The following is a 19,139-nucleotide window of genomic DNA, read 5'->3' as shown; positions in this document are numbered from 1 at the left end:
GTTGAGCTGGAGGCTTTTCATTTTCATGCTGTAGGGCTATTGCGCAGTTGCCAGCCAATCTTTGGCATAATGGCTAAAAGACTCAGGCTGACCATGCATACCATTTCCCCCCGCGCCGCAGAACGACCCTTCGACACCGCCCACTTCCGCCAGGCCCTGGGCCAGTTCGCCACCGGCGTCACCGTGATCACCACGCGCCTGGCCGACGGCACGTTTCGCGGCCTGACCGCCAGTTCCTTCAACTCGGTCTCGCTCGATCCGCCGCTGGTGCTGTGGAGTTTGTCCAACAACGCCAACAGCATGCCCATCTTTACCGGCAACTCGCACTACGTGATCAACGTGCTCAGCGCCAGCCAGGCCCACCTGGCCAAGCTGTTTGCCACCCGCGGCGCCGATCCATGGGCCACGGCCGAGTACGAGCTGTCGCGCACCGGCCACCCGATTTTAAAAGGCGCGTCGGCCTGGTTCGAGTGCCACAACCGCAGCCGCTATCCCGAGGGCGACCACGTGATCTTCGTCGGCGAAGTGGAGCTGTGCGAATTCTCGCCGAGTCCGCCATTGATCTTCCACGGCGGCCAGTTCGGCAGCCTCGGCTGATACAGGTTCGAAAAACTGAAATTGGTGTCGCCATTAGAAAAGCCGTGCCACGGGCGGCGGCTTAGAATGCAGCAGCATTCACCATAATGAGAGACCACCATGAGCCAAGCCCGCGCCCAGTTCCACTGGGATGATCCCCTGCTGCTGGAACAGCAGTTGACCGACGAAGAGCGCATGGTGCGCGACGCCGCTGCCGCCTATTGCGGCGACAAGCTGGCCCCGCGCATCCTCGACGCCTTTCGCCACGAGAAGATGGACACGTCCATCTTCCGCGAAATGGGCGAACTGGGCCTGCTCGGCCCCACCATTCCCGAACAATACGGCGGCCCCGAACTCAATTACGTGGCTTACGGCCTGATCGCGCGCGAAGTCGAACGCATCGACTCCGGCTACCGCTCGATGATGAGCGTGCAGTCGTCGCTGGTGATGGTGCCGATCTATGAATTCGGTACCGAGGCGCAGCGCCAGAAATACCTGCCCAAGCTGGCCACCGGCGAATGGATCGGCTGCTTCGGACTCACCGAACCCAACCACGGCTCCGACCCCGGTTCGATGATCACCCGCGCCAAGAAAGTGCCGGGCGGCTACGCGCTGTCGGGCGCCAAGATGTGGATCACCAACTCGCCAGTCGCCGACGTGTTCGTGGTGTGGGCCAAGGACGACGAAGGCGCAATCCGCGGCTTCATCCTCGACAAGGGCATGGCGGGCCTGAGTGCGCCGGCCATCCACGGCAAGTTCGGCCTGCGCGCCTCGGTCACCGGCGAGATCGTGATGGACAATGTGTTCTGCCCGGAAGAGAACGCCTTCCCGGACGTGCGCGGCCTGAAAGGCCCCTTCACCTGCCTCAATTCGGCCCGCTACGGCATCGCCTGGGGCGCGCTGGGCGCGGCCGAAGCCTGCTGGCATACGGCGCGCCAGTACGTGCTGGACCGCCAGCAATTCGGCCGTCCGCTGGCTGCCAACCAGTTGGTGCAAAAGAAGCTGGCCGACATGCAGACCGAAATCACGCTGGGCCTGCAAGGCTGTTTGCAACTGGGCCGCATGAAGGATGCCGGCACGGCGGCGGTGGAAATCACCTCGATGATGAAGCGCAACTCCTGCGGCAAGTCGCTCGACATCGCCCGCGTAGCCCGCGATATGCTCGGCGGTAACGGCATCTCGGACGAATTCGGCATCATCCGCCACATGGTCAATCTCGAGGTGGTCAACACCTACGAAGGTACGCATGATATCCATGCGCTGATCCTGGGCCGGGCGCAGACGGGGATACAGGCGTTCCAGTAATTATTTGGGCAGGCAAAAAAAAAGCCGCGCAGTCTGCGCGGCTTTTTTCGTTTTAGAAACTCAACCCCTTGAAGTTGTAGCCGATGCTGATACTGGCTGCGACCGGGTCCAGGCGCACGTTCTGGGTCTGGCCGGTCGAGAAGTGGACCTTGGTTTTCAGCTTGGTCTTGATCACGGTGGCGTCGAGGAACCAGTTGTCGTCGATGCGCCAGGTGGCGCCGATCTGGGCGCTCACGCCGGCTTTGTCATCGAGCTTGTAGGTGGCGCCGGGACCGCCGGTGTTCAGGATCGCGGTCAGCTGTCCCGAACCGCGTTCCTTGATGAACATCGCATACGTCAGGCCCAGGCCCACGTACGGACGGAAGGTGGCGTTGGCCGGCATGAAGCGGTACTGGATGAATGCGGTCGGCGGCAATACTTTCGAGTCGCCGAGCTTGCCGGTGCCCTTGATCGAGCCGTCACCGATCAGGTCGTGCTTGTACGGCAGGCCCAGGTCCAGCTCGGCCGACCAGTTATCGGTGAGCATGTAGGCAATCGCGAAGCGGGGCTTGGTGTCAGGCTCGACATCGGCCTTGGTGCCCGGCAGTGCCGGCGCCGACACGTCGCCCGAATCAACCTTCGGGGTAATCTTGTTCATGCCCAGGGTGCCCAGCCAGGTGCCGGCCGTTTGTTGCGCCGAGGCGACCGTGGCCACCGACATGGCGGCTGCCAGCACCAGCAGTTTGAGCGAGGTTTTATTCATTTTGTCTCCAGATTCTTGTTCGGTTTGTTCGGTGCCGACCCGCGGCCGCCTATGCGCGGCCACCGCCGGCTATCCCCGCCTTACATCCAGCCCTTGGTCACCAGGCTGCGCGACACGTAACGCGCCAGCAGCAGGTTGTTGAATGGCGTCGGATGCACCTCGTCGGCGAACGAGTAGTGGCTGACATCGCCGGCCACCAGGTTGCTGCCGTTGCAGGCGATCGCGGAGCCGATCGGGTTCTTCGCCGCGCTCAGGTCGCATGCAGGTTCGGCGACGTTGGTCAGGCCATACGGTCCCGGGTTGGTGGCCTGGTCGTGGCTCACTGCGTACACGTCGACGATCACGACTTTCTGCTCGGTGGACAGGCCAGTGGTCAGCGACGTATTGAAGGCCTTGACCATGGTGTCGATCAGCGTGCGGATCTCGGCCGAACGGGAGCGGCCGCTTGGCGTGGTGGCGACATCGGGCAGGTTGTTGACGGTGACGTAGTTGGCGCCGTTGGCGATGATCTGGTTTTTCACCAGGGTGGCCAATTCGGTACCGGCTTTGGTCATCTCAGCGACCAGGCTCGGGCCGTTGGCCGTGGCGAAGTCTGCGCCGGCCTTGGCGCCGGCGGCAGTGGCGTCAGCCGTGGCCTTGGCGATGATGGCTGCAGCGTTGGCGACCACGTTCGTGTTACCCGGCTGCACCGCTGCTGCGCCGACGGCGGCCTGGGTGATGCTGGCCTGGGTGGCGCCCGGCACTGCCCTGGCGGTGCCCACGGCAAACGTGATGGCAGTCGCTGCCGTTGCTGGGTTGGTCGCCCCGGCGGCCAGTTGCGAGATCAGGCTGGGGAAGTACGCTGCGGCGCCAGCGGCGTTGCCGGCAGCGGTGGCATCGGCGCTCAGCTTGGACAGCAGGAACAGCACATCGTTACCACCAGCCATCACCAGCACCAGCTCATCGCCCTTGAACTTGCCGCCGACAGCGGCCAAGTGGTTGGCGACCTGGGTAACGACCGGTACCGTCATGAAGCCGGTGGCAGCGCCGGTGGCAATATTGCCGGGACCGACAGGATTGGTCACACGCGCGCCGCCCTGGGCGTAGCCGTAGCAGCCTGCGTTGGCTTTGCGGGGAACGTTGAAACCTGGAGCGGTGCCGTCGAGGCCGGTCAATGCGGCGCATGGCGCCGGCAAACCCAGTTGTGCGGCCACCAGTTCGGTCCAGTTACGGCCGGTCAGCGTGGCATTGATGGCCGTGTTATCGCCATTGATGGTGAACTTGCCGCCCTTGAGGGCGGCAATGGTGCCAACGTTATACGAGCCCACATCCGACAGGCTGTCACCGAACGACACTTGCGAGTTGAATTTGACACGAAGGGTTTGATCGCCCGCTTCCGGGCTGGAGCCACCGCAACCGGCAAGGATGGCGAGAGCCATTGCGGCGATGGCAAGTTTGGTGTGACGCATATTGTCTCCTGAGGATATTGTGGCCCAATAAGAACGGGCGTGCTATTCATGCACAACTAGTCTGCCAGCGTTGGGCTGGAATGTATAGCAGCGCACACTCAATTTCTCAGGCGTTGTGTTCAAAAAAGAACAGTTGCTCGGATAGGAATTCCAGCGTTGCTTTTAATCAAAAAAGTTGGTCGCTGGAATACACAAAAACAGCAGGTTATTGACTCAGGAAGCGAGCCAGGATGCCGGTCGAACCGAAGACAGAACGGCGCAGGCGGTCGTTGACGCCAAGCCAGGCGTCGTCCTGCGGCGGGGTTTCCACCAGGATCACATCGGCTTGCACCAGGTCCATCTCGCGCAGCGCGGCATAGATGCCGTACGCGTAGCCAACCGGTTCGGCCGGCAGCAGGCGCATGTTGTCGCCGAGTTCGCCGCAGGCATGGCCGATCACCGCCACGCGGGCGCCCCTGGCCTGCAGTTGCGCAACCGTGTCGGCCAGGGCAGCGTGCGCCACCATGGTGACCGGCGTGCGCGGCGCGTAGTGCGATTCCAGGGTGCCGGAAGCGCGCGGGGCGGCCTGGTCGGGCGCGGCCGGCAACTGGCCGATCACGTCGGCGATCTGCTGCGCCGTGATATGGCCGGGGCGCAGCAGCACCGCGCCATGCGTGGCCAGGCGCGACAAATCGACAATGGTCGATTCGATGCCGACCTGGCTGGCGCCGCCTTCCAGAACAGTCACATGCAAGCCGGCCGAACACGCCGGCTCGCCGGTGATCGAGCCCTCTTCCACATCATCGAGATGGAATTCGTCGCGCACATGCTGCGCGGTGGTGGGACTGACATTGCCGAACTTGTTGGCCGACGGCGCCGCCACTCCGCCACGGCCGCCCTTGAACGCGGTCAGCAGCGCAATCGCTACCGGGTGCGACGGGCAGCGGATGCCCACCGTATCCTGGCCACCGGAAACGGCGTCCGGGATGTGGCTGGCGCGCTTGAGGATCAGTGTCAATGGACCGGGCCAGAAAGCAGCGACCAGCTGGCGTGCGACATCGGGAATATCGGTGACCCAGTAATCGAGGTCGGCGCCGGGCGCCACGTGCACGATCACCGGGTGGTCGTTGGGACGGCCCTTGGCTTCATAGATGCGGGCCACCGCTGCCGGGTTTTCGGCATCGGCGCCCAGGCCATAAACGGTCTCGGTGGGAAATGCCACCAGGCCGCCTGCTTCGAGCACGCGTGCGCCGGCCGCGATGGCGGCTGCGTCAGCAACGGTATTGACCACACTCACGGCGCGATACCGAGGACGTCGCAGGCCGCCAGCAACTGCTGTTGCGCCTGCTCCAGGGTGGCGGCCACGAAGGTCAAATGGCCCATCTTGCGCGCGCGGCGCGGGTCGTCCTTGCCGTACAGGTGCAGGCAGGCGCCGGGCAGCGCCAGCACCTGGTCCCAGGCCGGCTCGCGCGGCGTCTCACCTTCCACCGCGCTGTCACCTTCAAACCAGACATCGCCGAGGATGTTGAGCATGACGGCCGGCGAATGCTGGCGCACGTCGCCCAGCGGCAAACGGGCCATGGCGCGTACCTGCTGCGCGAACTGGCTGGTAATGCAGGCATCCATCGTGTAGTGGCCGCTGTTGTGCGGACGCGGCGCCATTTCGTTGACCACCAGCGTACCATCGGTGAGCACGAAAAACTCGATGCACAGCACACCGACGTAACCGAGTTCGGCCACGATCGCTTGCGCCGCCTGCTGCGCCTTGACAGCGCTCTCCGCGGAGACGTTCGGGCCCGGCACGGTGGTGGTAAACAGGATGCCGTCGCGGTGGACGTTCTCGGCGATCGGATACACGACCGATTCACCGTCGTGACCGCGCGCGGTCAGCACCGACACCTCGTACGCCAGCGGCAGCATTTTTTCCAGCAGGCAGGTCACCTGCCCCATCTCGGCAAACGCGGCGCGCACGTCGTCGCGCGATGTCACGCGCACTTGCCCCTTGCCGTCGTACCCCATGCGCACGGTTTTCAGGATGCCGGGCAACAGGTCGTCGGCAATCGCGGCAATGTCTTGCTCGCTGGCGATCACCTTGTGCGGCGCTGGCAGCACGCCCGATTTTTCCGCGCAATCGACAAAGAAACGTTTTTCGGCAATGCGGTCCTGCGCCACCGATACACCGTGGGCGTTGGGCGCAACAAACACCGACTGCGCCAGGCGCGACAGGCTATCGGCCGGCACGTTCTCGAATTCGGTGGTGACGGCCAGGCATTGCGCGGCCAGCGCATCGAGGCCGGCGGCATCGCTGTAGCCGGCGTTGACCAGGCGCTGGGCCACCTGCCCTGCCGGGCAGGTGTCGGACGGTTCCAGCACGGCCACCTGGTAGCCCATGCTCTGGGCGGCGTGGGCGAACATGCGGCCGAGCTGGCCGCCGCCCATCACCCCCAGCCAGGCTGGCGGATTGGCGGCGGGCAGCAGGGGGATTACTTTTGAATTACTCATTATGTCCTACAGCGGCAGAGTCATGGCCTTGGCGGCATCGGTTTGCGTGACGCGGAACGCTTCGAGCTGGTCGGCCAGCGCGTCGTCGGTGGCGGCGATCATGGCCACCGCCGTCAGCGCTGCATTGGCAGCGCCCGCTTCGCCGATGGCAAAGGTGGACACCGGCACGCCCTTCGGCATCTGCACGATCGACAGCAGCGAATCCTCGCCGCGCAAATACTTCGACGGCACCGGCACGCCCAGCACCGGCACGATGGTCATGGCAGCGACCATGCCCGGCAGGTGGGCCGCACCGCCGGCGCCGGCGATGATGGCGCGCAGGCCACGGGCGCGGGCACTTTTCGCGTACGCATACATCTCGTCGGGCATGCGGTGGGCGGAAATGACTTGCGCCTCGAACGGCACGCCAAACTGTTTAAGAATGGCAACCGCGTTTTGCATCACGTCCCAGTCCGAAGACGAGCCCATGATGACGCCAACCAATGGCTTAGCTTGATCGGTCATCTTATGCCTTCAGCTTGTCGCCGGTCAGGCGCTCGATGGCTTCGAAGTACTTGGCCTGGGTTTTCTCGATGACGTCGGCCGGCAGCGCCGGTGCCGGCGCGGTCTTGCCCCAGTCGGTCAGGGTTTCCAGGTAGTCGCGCACGAACTGCTTGTCGAACGACGGTGGCGAGATGCCCACGGCGTACGAGTCGGCCGGCCAGAAGCGCGACGAATCGGCCGTCAGCACTTCGTCCATCAGGTGCATGACGCCGTCGTCGTCGAGGCCGAATTCGAACTTGGTGTCGGCAATGATGATGCCGCGCGTGGCGGCGTACTCGGCTGCTGCCGTGTACAGCTGGATGCTGACATCGCGCATCTTGGCAGCCAGTTCCGCGCCGATGCGGCTTTCCATGTCGGCAAAGCTGATGTTTTCGTCGTGCTCGCCCAGGTCGGCCTTGGCCGCCGGGGTGAACAACGGCTCCGGCAGTTTCTCGGCCTGTTGCAGGCCTTCCGGCAACGTGATGCCGCAGATCGCGCCAGTCGCCTGGTAATCTTTCCAGCCCGAACCGATGATGTAGCCACGCACCACGGCTTCGACCATGATCGGTTTCAGGCGTTTGGCGACAACTGCGCGGCCCTTCACCTGCACCACTTCATCGCTTGATACCACGGACTCGGGCGCAACGCCGGTCAGGTGGTTCGGCACGATGTGGCCCAGCTTCTCGAACCAGAAATCGCTCATCTGGTTCAGTACCATGCCCTTGCCGGGAATCGGTTCATTCATGACAACGTCGAAGGCCGACAGGCGGTCGGTGGTGACGATCAGGATCTTGTCGTCGCCGACAGCGTAGTTGTCGCGGACTTTGCCGTGACCGAGCAGTGGCAGGGAGGAGATGGAGGACTGGTAGAGGGCGTTCATAGCTAGCACTTAGTGTTATTAAAAGCGAAACCGGCGGAAAGCAACGCTCTCCGCCGGTCGAGAACTCACGGGTCAGTGGCCCCGTTGCAGACAGGATTTTACTTCACAATTTGCGACAGCTCGCCGGCCTTGTAACGCTCGGCCATTTTTTCCAGCGTCACTTGCTTGATTTTCGATGCTTGTCCGGCGCAGCCGAACGCTTCGAAACGGGCGCGCACGACTTGCTCGGCAGCCAGGCGGGCAGGCTTGAGGTAATCGCGTGGATCGAACTTCGAGGGGTTCTGGAACATGAACTGGCGGATCGCGGCGGTCATGGCCAGGCGGATGTCGGTATCGATGTTGATCTTGCGCACGCCGTGACGGATGCCTTCCTGGATCTCTTCGACCGGCACGCCGTAGGTCTCTTTCATGTCGCCGCCGAATTCGCGGATCACGGCCAGCAGCTCTTGCGGCACCGACGACGAACCGTGCATCACCAGGTGGGTGTTGGGGATGCGCGCGTGGATTTCCTTGATGCGGTCGATCGCCAGGATGTCGCCGGTAGGCTTGCGGGTGAACTTGTAGGCGCCGTGCGAGGTGCCGATGGCAATGGCCAGCGCGTCGCACTGGGTTTGCTTGACGAAGTCGGCAGCCTGGTCGACGTCGGTCAGCAGCTGTTCGCGGGTCATGGTGCCGTCGGCGCCGTGGCCGTCTTCCTTGTCGCCCTTCATGGTTTCCAGCGAACCCAGAACACCGAGTTCGGCCTCGACGGTCACGCCGATCGAGTGCGAGAATTTCACCACTTCGCGCGAGACAGCGACGTTGTATTCATACGACGCCACCGACTTGCCGTCGGCTTCGAGCGAACCGTCCATCATCACCGACGAGAAGCCGGAGCGGATCGCGGCCATGCAGACCGCCGGCGACTGGCCGTGATCCTGGTGCATCACGACCGGGATGTGCGGGTAGGCTTCGATGGCGGCGTCGATCAGGTGACGCAGGAACGCTTCGCCGGCATATTTACGGGCGCCAGCCGACGCTTGCATGATCACCGGGCTGTCGAGCGCATCGGCGGCAGCCATGATGGCTTGCACTTGTTCCAGATTGTTAACGTTAAAAGCAGGAATGCCGTAACCATTTTCAGCAGCATGGTCCAGCAGTTGACGCATCGATACGAGGGACATGGTATGTACTCCAAACAATTAAAAAAAAAACCTTGCCGGAGCAGCACCACGCCCGCTCTCGCGGGCATGGTCTCCGGGCTTACTTATTAACGACCTGACCGACCTTGACGATGCGCAGCGCATTGGTGCCACCGGCGTAACCCATGCGGGAACCCCAGGTAACCACGATGATGTCGTCTTTCTTGACGATGCCGCGCGCCACCAGCAACTCCTCGGCCTGGCGCATCACGGTGGCGCTGTCGCCGGCTTGCGCCAGGTTGAACGCCTTGACGTTGCGGTACAGCGAAGCCTTGCGCTCGGTGACCACGCTTGGCGTCAGCGCGTAGATCGGCGTGTCGATGTTATGACGGCTCATCCACAGCGCGGTGGAGCCGGACTCGGTCAGCGCCACGATCGCTTTCACTTCCAGGTGGTGCGAGGTAAACAGCGCCGCGTACGCGATCGACTGGTCGATGCGGGTAAACGTGGCGTTGAGGAAGTCGGCGTCGAGCTTGTTGTACTCGGACTGCTCGGCTTCCACGCAAATGGCCGCCATCATTTCCACGGTTTCGATCGGGTAGCGGCCCGAGGCCGTTTCCGCCGAGGTCATCACCGCATCAGTGCCGTCCAGCACCGCGTTGGCCACGTCCGATACTTCGGCACGGGTAGGCACGGCGTTGAAAATCATCGATTCCATCATCTGCGTGGCGGTAATGGCCAGCTTGTTCGATTCGCGTGCCATGCGGATCATGCGCTTTTGCAGCGCCGGCACCGCCGCGTTACCGACTTCCACCGCCAGGTCGCCGCGGGCGACCATGATGCCGTCGGACGCGTCGAGAATTTCTTGCAGCACCGGAATCGCTTCCGCGCGCTCGATCTTGGCGATCATCATCGGCTTGTGGCCGTACGGCTCGCCGGCGATATTGGCCAGCTGGCGCGCCATTTCCATGTCGGTCGCGCTTTTCGGGAACGAGATCGCCAGGTAGTCGCACTGGAAGCTCATCGCCGTCTTGATGTCTTCCATGTCCTTGGCGGTCAGCGCCGGTGCGGTCAGACCGCCACCCTGGCGGTTGATGCCCTTGTTGTTGGACAGCTCGCCACCGATCTTGACGGTGGTGTAGATCTCGCTGCCGACCACTTTATCGACCACCAGCACGATCAGGCCGTCGTTTAGCAGCAGCTTGTCGTCGGGACGCACGTCCTGCGGCAGCGCCTTGTAATCGAGACCCACGCGGTCCTGGTTGCCCAGCTCGCCGTTCTCGCCCCACTTGGCGTCCAGGATGAACTTGTCGCCGTTGACCAGTTCGATCTTGCTGTTCTCAAATTTGCCGACACGAATCTTCGGTCCCTGCATGTCCGCCATGATCGCCACTTCGCGGCCGCACTCGGCAGCAGCTTCGCGGACCAGGCGCGCGCGGTCGATGTGATCCTGCGCCTTGCCGTGCGAGAAGTTCAGGCGCACGACATCGACGCCGGCACGGATCATTTTGACCAGGACGTTGAAATCAGTAGAAGCTGGGCCGATCGTGGCGACAATTTTGGTGCTACGGGACATAGTATTCCTTGAGCGTAAGGTCATGCGGACAGCTTCCGCGCCAGGCGGAAACCAGGGAAAGTGCTGCCGTACCGGATGTCAAAGTCACCATCAATGTAGCCAAACTACAAAAGTTTGTAGCAATCTTACAAAAACAGTTGACTTGGACGGGCATTACAGCAATTTTACTGGCAATTCACTACACCGCACGACCGTGCTATTTACTAATCTTGAACCAAAAACATTATTGCGCTGCAGCGCGCTGGGTCAGGATTTCCACCGCAGGCAGGGTCTTCCCTTCCAGGAATTCCAGGAACGCGCCACCACCGGTGGAGATGTAACCGATCTTGTCGGTGATGTCGTATTTCGCGATTGCAGCCAGGGTGTCGCCACCGCCAGCGATCGAAAACGCTTTCGAGGCAGCGATGGCCAGCGCCAGCGTCTTGGTGCCTTCGCCAAACTGGTCGAACTCGAACACGCCCACCGGGCCGTTCCAGACGATGGTGCCGGCGGCGGCGATTTGCTCGGCCAGCAGCGCCGAGGTTTTCGGGCCGATGTCGAGGATCATGTCGTCGTCGGCAACGTTGGCAACGTCCTTGACGGTGGCCGCTGCCGTTGGCGAGAATTCCTTGGCGCAGACCACGTCCACCGGAATCGGCACGGTGGCGCCGCGCTTGGCCATGATCTCGATGATGGCCTTGGCTTCTTCCACCAGCTCGTTTTCCACCAGCGACTTGCCGATGTTGAGGCCAGTAGCCTTCATGAAGGTGTTGGCGATACCGCCGCCCACGATCAGGTTGTCCACCTTGTCGGCCAGGGCTTTCAGGATCGACAGCTTGGACGATACTTTCGAACCGGCGACAATCGCCAGCAGCGGACGGGCCGGGGCGCCCAGCGCCTTGCCCAGTGCGTCGAGTTCGGCAGCCAGCAACGGGCCGGCGGCAGCCACCGGCGCGAACTTGGCGATGCCATGGGTGGACGCTTCGGCGCGGTGGGCAGTGCCGAACGCGTCGTTCACGTAGATGTCGCACAGGCTGGCCATTTTTTGGGCCAGTTCATCGGCGTTTTTCTTTTCGCCCTTGTTCACGCGAACGTTTTCCAGCAGCACTACCTGGCCCGCTTGCAGGCCTTCCAGGCCGGCGCCGTCCACCCAGTTCTGCTTCAGTTCGACTGGCTGGCCCAGCAATTCGGACAGGCGCGCGGCAACCGGCGCCAGGCTGTCTTCAGGCTTGAACTCGCCTTCGGTCGGACGGCCGAGGTGGGACGTGACCATGACCTTGGCGCCAGCGGCAGCGGCAGCGCGAATGGCTGGTACGGAAGCGCGGATACGCGTATCTTCGGTGATATTGCCCGCATCATCCTGCGGCACGTTCAAGTCGGCGCGGATGAACACACGCTTGCCCTGCAGGGCATTTTGGTCGATAAGATCTTGCAGACGGATGAAGTTCAAGACAGCGGACATGGCGACCCATTGGTTGAGTGATAAGAAGGCGCTATTCTACCGCAAGGCCAGCGTGATTTAATTGTTATTGAAATACACGAATCAGCCTATCCAAACACGTAGTGCCGTGAAGCAAGCCATACCGAATATGATGGTTTCCAGCATATTGCGACGCAGCAAATAATAGAGCGTTGCCGCGATTCCTGACAATAATTTGATATTGCTCAAGTCCAACACAACCTGTCCGGCGGGCGACAAGACCAGGTCCGGGCCGATAATCGCCGCCAGCGCGCAGGCGGGCGCGTACCGCAAGAGGTCCTGCACCCGTTTCGGGATGTTGATATGGTGGCCGATCAGCCACAAGGAACTGCGCGCGGTGGCGGTGGCCAGCACCAGCGCGCCGATCACGATCCAGATCTCCAGGTCAGACATGGCGGCCCCGCAGCTGCGTCACACAACTTTCCACAAGCATGGCGGCCAGCATGCCCACCACCACTGCCACCAGCAAACCTAGCTTGTACGGCAACCCGAACCCGGCCACCGCCACCGCGCCGGCGACCAGCACGCCGCACAGCGCCGGCACGCCCGCCACCAGCGGGATCATCACGCACACGATGGCCAGGGTGCCGGCAAAACCGAGGCCCCACTCGGGCGGCACGGTGCTGCCGACGAAGATGCCGATGATGGAACCGACCTGCCATGCCGACCAGTTCGGATAGATCAGGCCTTTTAGATAGGACAGCTTGCCCGCCTGCGGCGCGGCGTCCGGGTATTTTTGCAGGAACAAGGCGACGGCCAGGTCGCCCGACACATAGCCGAGCATCAGGCGCTGGCGCCATGGCAGGTGGGCAAAGTGCGGCGCCAGCAAGGCGGCAAAGATCACGAACCGCAGGTTGACCACCACGGCTGTCAGAAAAATCACCGAGATTGGCGCGCCGGTGGCGATCAGCGGCAGCGCCGCCAGTTGCGCCGAGCCGGCAAACACCAGCAAGGTCATGGCCAGCGCCTGCGGCACCGACAGGCCCGATTTGACCATGGCCACGCCCACCACCAGGCCCCAGGCAGCGATGCCGAACAGCGTGGGCATGCCGGCGCGCACGGCTTCGCGCCAGGCTTGCGGGTGGTGCCGGTCCAGGGTGTTCAAGGCAGGGTTGGTCATGAGGGAGGTGTGGCATTCCTGCCACATGGCAGGGCGCGCCGCGAATGAAGAGGCGCTATTTTACCGATGATTTTTGCTCAATGCGCGAATCCGTTAAAATCGTGGTTTTCCCTAGCCTTCGGAGCCCGCATAACATGACCGCCAACACCACCAACGCAGCCGCCGCAGTTGAACTCGACGGCAAGGACTTGCCGGCGCACTGCCCCAACCCGGCTATGCCGCTGTGGTCGTCGCACCCGCGCGTGTTCCTTGAATTCGACCACCACGGCACCGCCAAGTGCCCGTACTGCGGCACTGCCTACCGCCTCAAGCCCGGCACCGTCGTCGGTCACCACTAAGCCCCGGACGCAGCCGCATGCCAACCAAACGTGTCAAACAGCTCAACGGCAGCGCTGCCGAAACCGAGACCGCGTTCTACGACGCCCTCAACCGGGCCGACGTCGATGCGCTGATGGCCCTGTGGGCCGATGACGACGAGATCGTCTGTATCCACCCGGGCGGCCAGCGCCTGATCGGCCACGCCGCCATCCGCACTTCGTGGGAAGCGATCCTGGCCCAGGGCGGCCTGCACATTTTGCCGTCGCAGCTGCACGAAACCCATACCTTGATGAGCTCGGTGCATACGGTGGTCGAAGGCACCACCGCCGCCAGCGGCGAGCCGGCCCACCTGCTGGCCACCAACGTCTACAGCAAAACCCCGCGCGGCTGGCGCATCGTGCTGCACCACGTCTCGATCGCGCCCGGCGCGGCGCCGGTCGATCCGCAGGCGCAAATCCTGCACTGATGTGAAATACCCTGCGCCGTTCTGGCTGCCCAGCGGCCACCTGCAAACCATCTACCCCGCCAAGTGCATCGCCAAGCCGGCGGTGCGCTACCGGCGCGAACGCTGGGATGCACCGGACGGCGATTTCGTCGATGTCGATTTCGTCGATGGCCAGCCGGGGCAACCGCTGGTGGTGCTGTTCCATGGCCTGGAAGGCTCGTCCGACAGCCACTATGCCCGTTCGCTGATGGCCGCCGTGGCCGCGCGCGGCTGGTCGGGCGCCGTGCCGCATTTTCGCGGCTGTTCGGGCGAAGCCAACCGCGCCCCGCGTTTTTATCACTCGGGCGACGCCGCCGAGGTGGACTGGATCGTGCGCAGGCTGCACGCCCGCCACACCGGCAAGTTTTACGCGGTCGGGGTCTCGCTGGGCGGCAACGCCCTGTTGCGCTGGCTCGGCGAATCGCAGCACCAGGCCGATTTCGTCGATGCCGCCTGCGCGGTGTCGGCGCCGCTGGACCTGGCGCAGGGCGGCGCTTCGCTGTCGCGCGGTTTCAACATGGTGTACACGCGCATGTTCCTGCAAACGCTCAAGCCCAAGTGCATCGCCAAGCTCGAAAACTTCCCCGGCCTGTTCGACCTCGATGCGCTGCACGCGGCACGCGACCTGTATGCGTTCGACAACGTCGTCACCGCCCCGCTGCACGGCTACCGCGATACCAACGACTACTGGGACCGCGCCAGCGCCAAGCACGTCCTGACCGACATCACCGTGCCCACCCTGGTGCTCAACGCCAAAAACGATCCGTTCCTGCCGGGGCGCCACCTGCCGCAACGTGCGGCGTCGAACGTGGTGCTCGAGTATCCTGATCACGGCGGCCATGTGGGCTTTGCCGTGGGCAGCCTGCCCGGCAAGCTGGACTGGCTGCCCCGGCGCCTGCTGCACTTCCTCGATGGCGCCAACGACACTGGAAACTTACAATATGGATGACATCGTCAAGCAGGCGCTGGCCAAGTGGCCCGACGTTCCCAACTGCTACGGCTGGCTGGCGCTCGACGCGCGCGGCCACTGGCGCATGCGCGACGAACGCGCCCAGCACTTGGACCTGCCCGGCGACAAGCTCACCAATGCCGCGCTGGTAGGTTTTATCAACCGCAACTATGCCGCCGACGAGCGCGGCTGCTGGTATTTCCAGAACGGCCCGCAGCGCGTGTACGTGCAACTGGCAGCAACGCCATTCATCGTGCGCACCGATCCGGCCGACGGCTGGCTGCTGCATACGGGCGCGGCCATGCCTGCCATCGAGACGGTGGCGCTCACCGATGCGGGCGCCCTGATACTGGCGGGGAATAGGGTGGTGGCGCAGCTGGACGACCGCGATTTCGCCCAGGTACTGCCGCGCCTGCATTTGCATGGCGCACCGGTCGGCGACGAGGCCTTGCTGGCGTGGCTGGACGATCCTTCCGCCCCCTTGACCCTGGCCGATGGCGAGCGCCACATGGCGATCGAACGCGTCGCTGCAGACCAGTTAGCCCGGCGCTTCGGCTTTGTCAGCATACCGCGCGCTCAAGGTTAGCTGCGGATACGGCGAGCAGATGGCAGATACGAGGGCTCGGTCCGGTTGGGCCGGTGTGGAGCCTTCCGCGCAGACCCCGCTGTCAGCTGCTCGCGCCTAATGGGGCGGGTAGCCTGCAACGATGCGCTGGCCAGGCGTACTGGCAACGCCGCCAGCGCAGCCTGGGCGCGCTGCCGGCAGCCCGGCGGCTATCGCGTCAGGCTATCGAAATCGGATTTTTGCCGCAGCCGCTCGAACGGATCGGTACTCTGGCGCAAGCGGCCGGACGGGTCGGTCCACTCCCTGTCGGCGCTATTGCCCAAGCCGCTGGCGCTACTGGTGCTACCAGTGCCATTGCTGCCACTGGCACTGCTGCCGCCGCGCAGCTCGGCCTTGAAGGCCGGCTGCAACGCCAGGTCTTTCTTGGCCTTGTCTCCCATCGCCTCGCGCTGGCGCGCCTGCCAGTCGCGCTCGCGCGCATCGATCAGCGCCTGGTCGTAGAACGACGCATCGGAGGCCTTGCGCGCAAAACCGAGCTGTTCCAGCGCCGACAGGGTGCCGCCTTGCAGCATGTACGATTCGGCCAGCGCGATGTGCTGCAGGGCGATTTTGCCCTGCTTGGAGTACACCTGCGCCAGGTAATCGAACACTTCCGGCTCTTCGCGATAGAGCTGGGCCTGGTCGCGCAGGTAGGCGGCCGCCTCGTCGTACTTGCCGGCGGCGATCATGGCCTCGGCATACAGGTGGGAGACGGTGCGCGATAGCGGGAATTTCAGCTGCGCCGCTTTCGCTTCTTCCAGGCCCTTGGCGATCGATTCGTGATCGTCTGATTTGCCCAGCTTGATCTCGATCGAGGTGGTGACGAAAATCGCGTCCGACGCCGGCTTGGGCGCGGCGCTGAACGTGCCGGGCGGCGGCGCCTTGTTGAAGGTGCCGCGCGCCTTGTCCAGCCATGCCTGGGCATTGGCCGGCTCGCCATTCTTGAGCGACCAGAACGCCATGCCGTACTGGCCGGCCGTCAGTTGCAGGCGGTTTTCCTGCTTCATCTGCTCTTCGAAGAATTGTTTTGCCTCGGCCATCGCCTGCGCGCCCTGCGCCTGTAACACGCGCGCGCGCGAACGCACCAGGTAAAAGTCGAGGCTGTCGGCGCGCTGTTTATAGGGCTGGTCGCGGATGCGGGCCTGGATGTCGGCAATGCGCTCGGTGGTGAGCGGGTGGGTTTGCAGGTAGGCCGGCACCAGGTCGCTGTAATTGCGGGTGGCCGACTGCATGCGCTGGAAAAAGGCCACCATGCCGGTAGTGTCGTAACCGGCCTCGCCCATGATCTGGAAGCCGATGCGGTCGGCCTCGCGCTCGGCTTCGCGGCCGAAATTGAGCTGGCGCTGGATGGCCAGTCCCTGCCCACCCATGAACACGCCGATGGCCGCGTCGCCACCGGCGCGCGACGCGAGCGCCGCCAGGATCATCGCCGCCAGCGGTATCAGTGCATCCTGCTTTTGCTGGCCGATCGACCGGGCGATGTGGCGCTGTGCCACGTGGCCGATCTCGTGGCCGAGCACGGACGCCAGTTCCGACTCGCTCTGCGCCGCCAGCAGCAAGCCCGAGTGCACGGCAATGAAACCGCCGGGCAGCGCGAACGCGTTCAGCTGGGGATCGCGCACCGCAAAAAAGTAGTAATCGTAATTGGCCTCGCCGCGCGCGCCGGGACGCGCCGCCACCAGCGCATTGCCGAAGTTGTTCAGGTATTCGAGGATGGGGCCATCGTCGAGGAAATCGCGGTCGCGGCGGATATCGCGCATGATTTCCTCGCCAATCTTGCGCTCCGTAATGGGCGACAAGTCCTGGCGTTCGGCGTCGCCAAGCGCTGGCAAATTGGGAATTTTCGCAGGCGCAAGCGCGTTTTGCGCCATCGCCATCGGCATCGCGATCAACAAAGCCGCAGCCACCATGCGCAGACGCAGGGGGCGGCGGGACTCACTGGTAGGGGGGCGGTGTTTTGAATTCACGGTGCTATGATACCCGCAACTAGGACGACAGCGCACGGCGCCCGTCCCTCGCTCAATTTATTGACCCTTGCCACCATCCGCACCACGCCCATGACCGATATCCTCCCCCCAGCCGACCACCTGACCCACTTCGACGCCACCGGCCAGGCCCACATGGTCGACGTCGGCGCCAAGGCGCAGACCCACCGCATAGCCATCGCTTCCGGCACGATCCGCATGAAGCCGGAAACGCTGGCCATCATCATGGGCGGCACGGCAAAAAAAGGCGACGTACTGGGCATCGCCCGCATCGCCGCCATCATGGCCGCCAAGCGCACCAGCGACCTGATCCCCCTGTGCCATCCGCTGGCCCTGACCCGCGTGACCGTCGATTTCGAGACCGACGCAGCCAACGCCAGCGTGCACTGCAAGGCGCAGGTGGAAACCTTCGGCAAGACCGGCGTGGAAATGGAAGCGCTGACCGCCGTGCAGGTCGGCCTGCTGACCGTGTACGACATGTGCAAGGCCGTGGACCGCGGCATGGTGATGGGCGAGATCCGGGTGATGGAAAAGCACGGTGGCAAGTCGGGCGACTGGAGTGTGACGAGTTGATGCCTTCACAGACCAATTTCCAAAAATCACTATTTGCTGAGTAAATTCAAATCATCTAGGTAGCTGTACGACAAAAATGGCCACTCGGTAAACTTATCCGGAGCCATGATGGGGTACAAATATCTGGGAAGCCTGGGCGCACTGGAAAACACCAAACCAGTCGGAGACGAGGAATGTGTGAGATTGGTCCAGCATTTCGCCAATGCTCCGGCAACGAGCTTGTGGAAGCCGGGAGCACGTGTGCTGGACACCGCCAACATCCCGGCAGGGACTGCGATCGCTACATTTGCGGGGCCAACCGCCCGCTACAAGAATGCCCACGGTAATCACGCTGCGCTATTCATGTCTGCCGGGCCAGCAGACCAGGACGGCAAGCCGGCGTACATTGTGGTCCTGGACCAATGGAAAAGCCGCAATATCAAGGCCCGCACAATCAAACGCTACAGCCCGGATCAAGCAAAAGCCAAGGGGATCGCGGATAGCGACAATGCTGAAGCCTTTTACATCATTCGGTGAGCTCCATGAAAATCTTTGCGGCCCTGGCCATCGCAACGTTCGCGCTACACAATGCGGTCGCTCAAGTCCCACAATGCCCCGCCGAAATTAGTGGTGACCTGATTCGGGTCCAAGCTGTGCAGACCGGCTGGCGCGGTTTGGCATCGCGTCGCTTGCTGCTTGATCGCGCGGGCATTGTCATCGGGCCTGTCAACGATGTGGCGCGGGCGGAATTGCGTGGCGGGGAGCGACGCATCGACGCCCGCAGGACGCAGACACGGTTTTCCGGGCTGCGTGAGCAGGAGCAGAAATGGCTCGTCTGCTCCTATGGTCAGGGTGGCGATATCGAGCAAGTGTATCGACTGCCCGCCCCCATTGATCAGTGTGCGATTACCGTTACTGATAACCGCAGCGCCAATCATCAGGAAGTGCGCGTCGTTTGTGAGTGAGGACTGGTCCCGCGTGGTGCAATCACTGGCTTGAGAATTGACTTCCTGGTCA

General features: G+C 63.3%; 21 protein-coding genes. 9 read left to right on the top strand and 12 right to left on the bottom strand.

Annotated elements, in window-relative coordinates; all coding sequences use genetic code 11:
- The first annotated feature begins 93 nt into the window (after positions 1 to 93).
- A complete protein-coding gene (locus SR858_RS01355) occupies positions 94 to 597 on the top strand; it encodes a flavin reductase family protein (protein WP_019923811.1) in 504 nt (167 codons plus the stop codon).
- Positions 598 to 696: 99 nt separating this feature from the next.
- A complete protein-coding gene (locus SR858_RS01350; RefSeq protein WP_019923810.1) occupies positions 697 to 1,881 on the top strand; it encodes an acyl-CoA dehydrogenase in 1,185 nt (394 codons plus the stop codon).
- A 52-nt stretch (positions 1,882 to 1,933) separates the two neighbouring features.
- Here SR858_RS01350 and SR858_RS01345 read toward each other — a convergent pair whose 3' ends face one another.
- The 11 genes from SR858_RS01345 to SR858_RS01295 form a co-directional block, all read right to left on the bottom strand.
- Positions 1,934 to 2,623 carry an OmpW/AlkL family protein gene (locus tag SR858_RS01345; RefSeq protein WP_019923809.1) on the bottom strand — a complete coding sequence of 230 codons (690 nt, stop codon included), beginning with the start codon at positions 2,621 to 2,623 and terminating at the stop codon, positions 1,934 to 1,936.
- 80 nt (positions 2,624 to 2,703) lie between these two features.
- Entirely contained in the window at positions 2,704 to 4,071 is a 1,368-nt protein-coding gene (locus tag SR858_RS01340) for an SGNH/GDSL hydrolase family protein (RefSeq protein ID WP_019923808.1), read from the bottom strand.
- Between the two features lie 205 nt (positions 4,072 to 4,276).
- Positions 4,277 to 5,347 carry an L-threonylcarbamoyladenylate synthase gene (locus SR858_RS01335; protein ID WP_019923807.1) on the bottom strand — a complete coding sequence of 357 codons (1,071 nt, stop codon included), beginning with the start codon at positions 5,345 to 5,347 and terminating at the stop codon, positions 4,277 to 4,279.
- A complete protein-coding gene (locus SR858_RS01330; protein WP_026637627.1) occupies positions 5,344 to 6,552 on the bottom strand; it encodes a 5-(carboxyamino)imidazole ribonucleotide synthase in 1,209 nt (402 codons plus the stop codon). Before SR858_RS01330 ends, SR858_RS01335 begins: the two co-directional genes overlap by 4 nt.
- 6 nt (positions 6,553 to 6,558) lie before the next feature.
- Positions 6,559 to 7,056, bottom strand: coding sequence for a 5-(carboxyamino)imidazole ribonucleotide mutase (gene purE / locus SR858_RS01325; RefSeq protein ID WP_019923805.1), 498 nt, complete (start codon positions 7,054 to 7,056; stop codon positions 6,559 to 6,561).
- Between the two features lies 1 nt (position 7,057).
- Positions 7,058 to 7,954 (bottom strand): phosphoribosylaminoimidazolesuccinocarboxamide synthase, encoded by an 897-nt coding sequence (locus tag SR858_RS01320; RefSeq protein ID WP_019923804.1) that lies wholly within the window; start codon positions 7,952 to 7,954, stop codon positions 7,058 to 7,060.
- Between the two features lie 98 nt (positions 7,955 to 8,052).
- Complete coding sequence (gene fba / locus SR858_RS01315; RefSeq protein ID WP_019923803.1) at positions 8,053 to 9,117, bottom strand: class II fructose-bisphosphate aldolase; 1,065 nt, start codon at positions 9,115 to 9,117, stop codon at positions 8,053 to 8,055.
- A gap of 79 nt (positions 9,118 to 9,196) precedes the next feature.
- Complete coding sequence (pyk, locus tag SR858_RS01310; RefSeq protein WP_019923802.1) at positions 9,197 to 10,651, bottom strand: pyruvate kinase; 1,455 nt, start codon at positions 10,649 to 10,651, stop codon at positions 9,197 to 9,199.
- 223 nt (positions 10,652 to 10,874) lie between these two features.
- On the bottom strand, positions 10,875 to 12,092 hold the full coding sequence (locus SR858_RS01305; RefSeq protein ID WP_084670113.1) for a phosphoglycerate kinase: 1,218 nt from the start codon (positions 12,090 to 12,092) through the stop codon (positions 10,875 to 10,877).
- 81 nt (positions 12,093 to 12,173) lie between these two features.
- A complete protein-coding gene (locus tag SR858_RS01300) occupies positions 12,174 to 12,503 on the bottom strand; it encodes an AzlD domain-containing protein (RefSeq protein WP_019923800.1) in 330 nt (109 codons plus the stop codon).
- Positions 12,496 to 13,230: an AzlC family ABC transporter permease gene (locus tag SR858_RS01295; RefSeq protein ID WP_019923799.1), complete on the bottom strand. Its 735-nt coding sequence runs from the start codon at positions 13,228 to 13,230 to the stop codon at positions 12,496 to 12,498. Before SR858_RS01295 ends, SR858_RS01300 begins: the two co-directional genes overlap by 8 nt.
- Positions 13,231 to 13,364: 134 nt before the next feature.
- On the opposite strand from SR858_RS01295, the gene SR858_RS01290 reads away from it, so the two are divergent.
- From SR858_RS01290 to SR858_RS01275, 4 genes are read left to right on the top strand one after another with little or no spacing between them, the layout of a single operon-like run.
- Positions 13,365 to 13,568 (top strand): zinc-finger domain-containing protein, encoded by a 204-nt coding sequence (locus SR858_RS01290; protein ID WP_019923798.1) that lies wholly within the window; start codon positions 13,365 to 13,367, stop codon positions 13,566 to 13,568.
- A 17-nt stretch (positions 13,569 to 13,585) separates the two neighbouring features.
- The gene (locus SR858_RS01285; RefSeq protein ID WP_019923797.1) at positions 13,586 to 14,014 is read left to right on the top strand and encodes a YybH family protein; all 429 of its coding nucleotides are present in this window, start codon (positions 13,586 to 13,588) and stop codon (positions 14,012 to 14,014) included.
- Position 14,015: 1 nt separating this feature from the next.
- Positions 14,016 to 14,981: a YheT family hydrolase gene (locus tag SR858_RS01280; protein ID WP_019923796.1), complete on the top strand. Its 966-nt coding sequence runs from the start codon at positions 14,016 to 14,018 to the stop codon at positions 14,979 to 14,981.
- Entirely contained in the window at positions 14,974 to 15,567 is a 594-nt protein-coding gene (locus SR858_RS01275; RefSeq protein ID WP_019923795.1) for a DUF2946 family protein, read from the top strand. Before SR858_RS01280 ends, SR858_RS01275 begins: the two co-directional genes overlap by 8 nt.
- A 188-nt stretch (positions 15,568 to 15,755) precedes the next feature.
- Here SR858_RS01275 and SR858_RS01270 read toward each other — a convergent pair whose 3' ends face one another.
- Complete coding sequence (locus tag SR858_RS01270) at positions 15,756 to 17,495, bottom strand: beta-barrel assembly-enhancing protease (RefSeq protein ID WP_019923794.1); 1,740 nt, start codon at positions 17,493 to 17,495, stop codon at positions 15,756 to 15,758.
- 147 nt (positions 17,496 to 17,642) lie between these two features.
- Here SR858_RS01270 and moaC point away from each other — a divergent pair, with 147 nt between their 5' ends.
- The 3 genes from moaC (at position 17,643) to SR858_RS01255 (ending at position 19,087) form a co-directional block, all read left to right on the top strand.
- A complete protein-coding gene (gene moaC / locus SR858_RS01265) occupies positions 17,643 to 18,143 on the top strand; it encodes a cyclic pyranopterin monophosphate synthase MoaC (protein ID WP_026637626.1) in 501 nt (166 codons plus the stop codon).
- Positions 18,144 to 18,248: 105 nt separating this feature from the next.
- Complete coding sequence (locus SR858_RS01260) at positions 18,249 to 18,659, top strand: BPSL0067 family protein (RefSeq protein ID WP_154820045.1); 411 nt, start codon at positions 18,249 to 18,251, stop codon at positions 18,657 to 18,659.
- A gap of 5 nt (positions 18,660 to 18,664) precedes the next feature.
- The gene (locus SR858_RS01255) at positions 18,665 to 19,087 is read left to right on the top strand and encodes an STY0301 family protein (RefSeq protein WP_019923791.1); all 423 of its coding nucleotides are present in this window, start codon (positions 18,665 to 18,667) and stop codon (positions 19,085 to 19,087) included.
- Positions 19,088 to 19,139 lie beyond the last annotated feature (52 nt).

The organism is Duganella zoogloeoides (genome assembly GCF_034479515.1).
GTDB lineage: Bacteria > Pseudomonadota > Gammaproteobacteria > Burkholderiales > Burkholderiaceae_D > Rugamonas > Rugamonas zoogloeoides.
Note: the sequence above shows the minus strand (reverse complement) of the source record. Positions and strands in the feature narration are given on the sequence as shown.

Bases quoted from the DNA above. Each gene is read 5' to 3' on its own strand.
- SR858_RS01355 (WP_019923811.1), top strand. From the start codon at position 94: ATGCATACCATTTCCCCCCGCGCCGCAGAACGACCCTTCGACACCGCC.
- SR858_RS01350 (WP_019923810.1), top strand. From the start codon at position 697: ATGAGCCAAGCCCGCGCCCAGTTCCACTGGGATGATCCCCTGCTGCTG.
- SR858_RS01345 (WP_019923809.1), bottom strand. From the start codon at position 2,623: ATGAATAAAACCTCGCTCAAACTGCTGGTGCTGGCAGCCGCCATGTCG.
- SR858_RS01340 (WP_019923808.1), bottom strand. From the start codon at position 4,071: ATGCGTCACACCAAACTTGCCATCGCCGCAATGGCTCTCGCCATCCTT.
- SR858_RS01330 (WP_026637627.1), bottom strand. From the start codon at position 6,552: ATGAGTAATTCAAAAGTAATCCCCCTGCTGCCCGCCGCCAATCCGCCA.
- purE (WP_019923805.1), bottom strand. From the start codon at position 7,056: ATGACCGATCAAGCTAAGCCATTGGTTGGCGTCATCATGGGCTCGTCT.
- SR858_RS01320 (WP_019923804.1), bottom strand. From the start codon at position 7,954: ATGAACGCCCTCTACCAGTCCTCCATCTCCTCCCTGCCACTGCTCGGT.
- fba (WP_019923803.1), bottom strand. From the start codon at position 9,117: ATGTCCCTCGTATCGATGCGTCAACTGCTGGACCATGCTGCTGAAAAT.
- pyk (WP_019923802.1), bottom strand. From the start codon at position 10,651: ATGTCCCGTAGCACCAAAATTGTCGCCACGATCGGCCCAGCTTCTACT.
- SR858_RS01305 (WP_084670113.1), bottom strand. From the start codon at position 12,092: ATGTCCGCTGTCTTGAACTTCATCCGTCTGCAAGATCTTATCGACCAA.
- SR858_RS01300 (WP_019923800.1), bottom strand. From the start codon at position 12,503: ATGTCTGACCTGGAGATCTGGATCGTGATCGGCGCGCTGGTGCTGGCC.
- SR858_RS01295 (WP_019923799.1), bottom strand. From the start codon at position 13,230: ATGACCAACCCTGCCTTGAACACCCTGGACCGGCACCACCCGCAAGCC.
- SR858_RS01290 (WP_019923798.1), top strand. From the start codon at position 13,365: ATGACCGCCAACACCACCAACGCAGCCGCCGCAGTTGAACTCGACGGC.
- SR858_RS01285 (WP_019923797.1), top strand. From the start codon at position 13,586: ATGCCAACCAAACGTGTCAAACAGCTCAACGGCAGCGCTGCCGAAACC.
- SR858_RS01275 (WP_019923795.1), top strand. From the start codon at position 14,974: ATGGATGACATCGTCAAGCAGGCGCTGGCCAAGTGGCCCGACGTTCCC.
- SR858_RS01270 (WP_019923794.1), bottom strand. From the start codon at position 17,495: ATGGTGGCTGCGGCTTTGTTGATCGCGATGCCGATGGCGATGGCGCAA.
- moaC (WP_026637626.1), top strand. From the start codon at position 17,643: ATGACCGATATCCTCCCCCCAGCCGACCACCTGACCCACTTCGACGCC.
- SR858_RS01260 (WP_154820045.1), top strand. From the start codon at position 18,249: ATGATGGGGTACAAATATCTGGGAAGCCTGGGCGCACTGGAAAACACC.
- SR858_RS01255 (WP_019923791.1), top strand. From the start codon at position 18,665: ATGAAAATCTTTGCGGCCCTGGCCATCGCAACGTTCGCGCTACACAAT.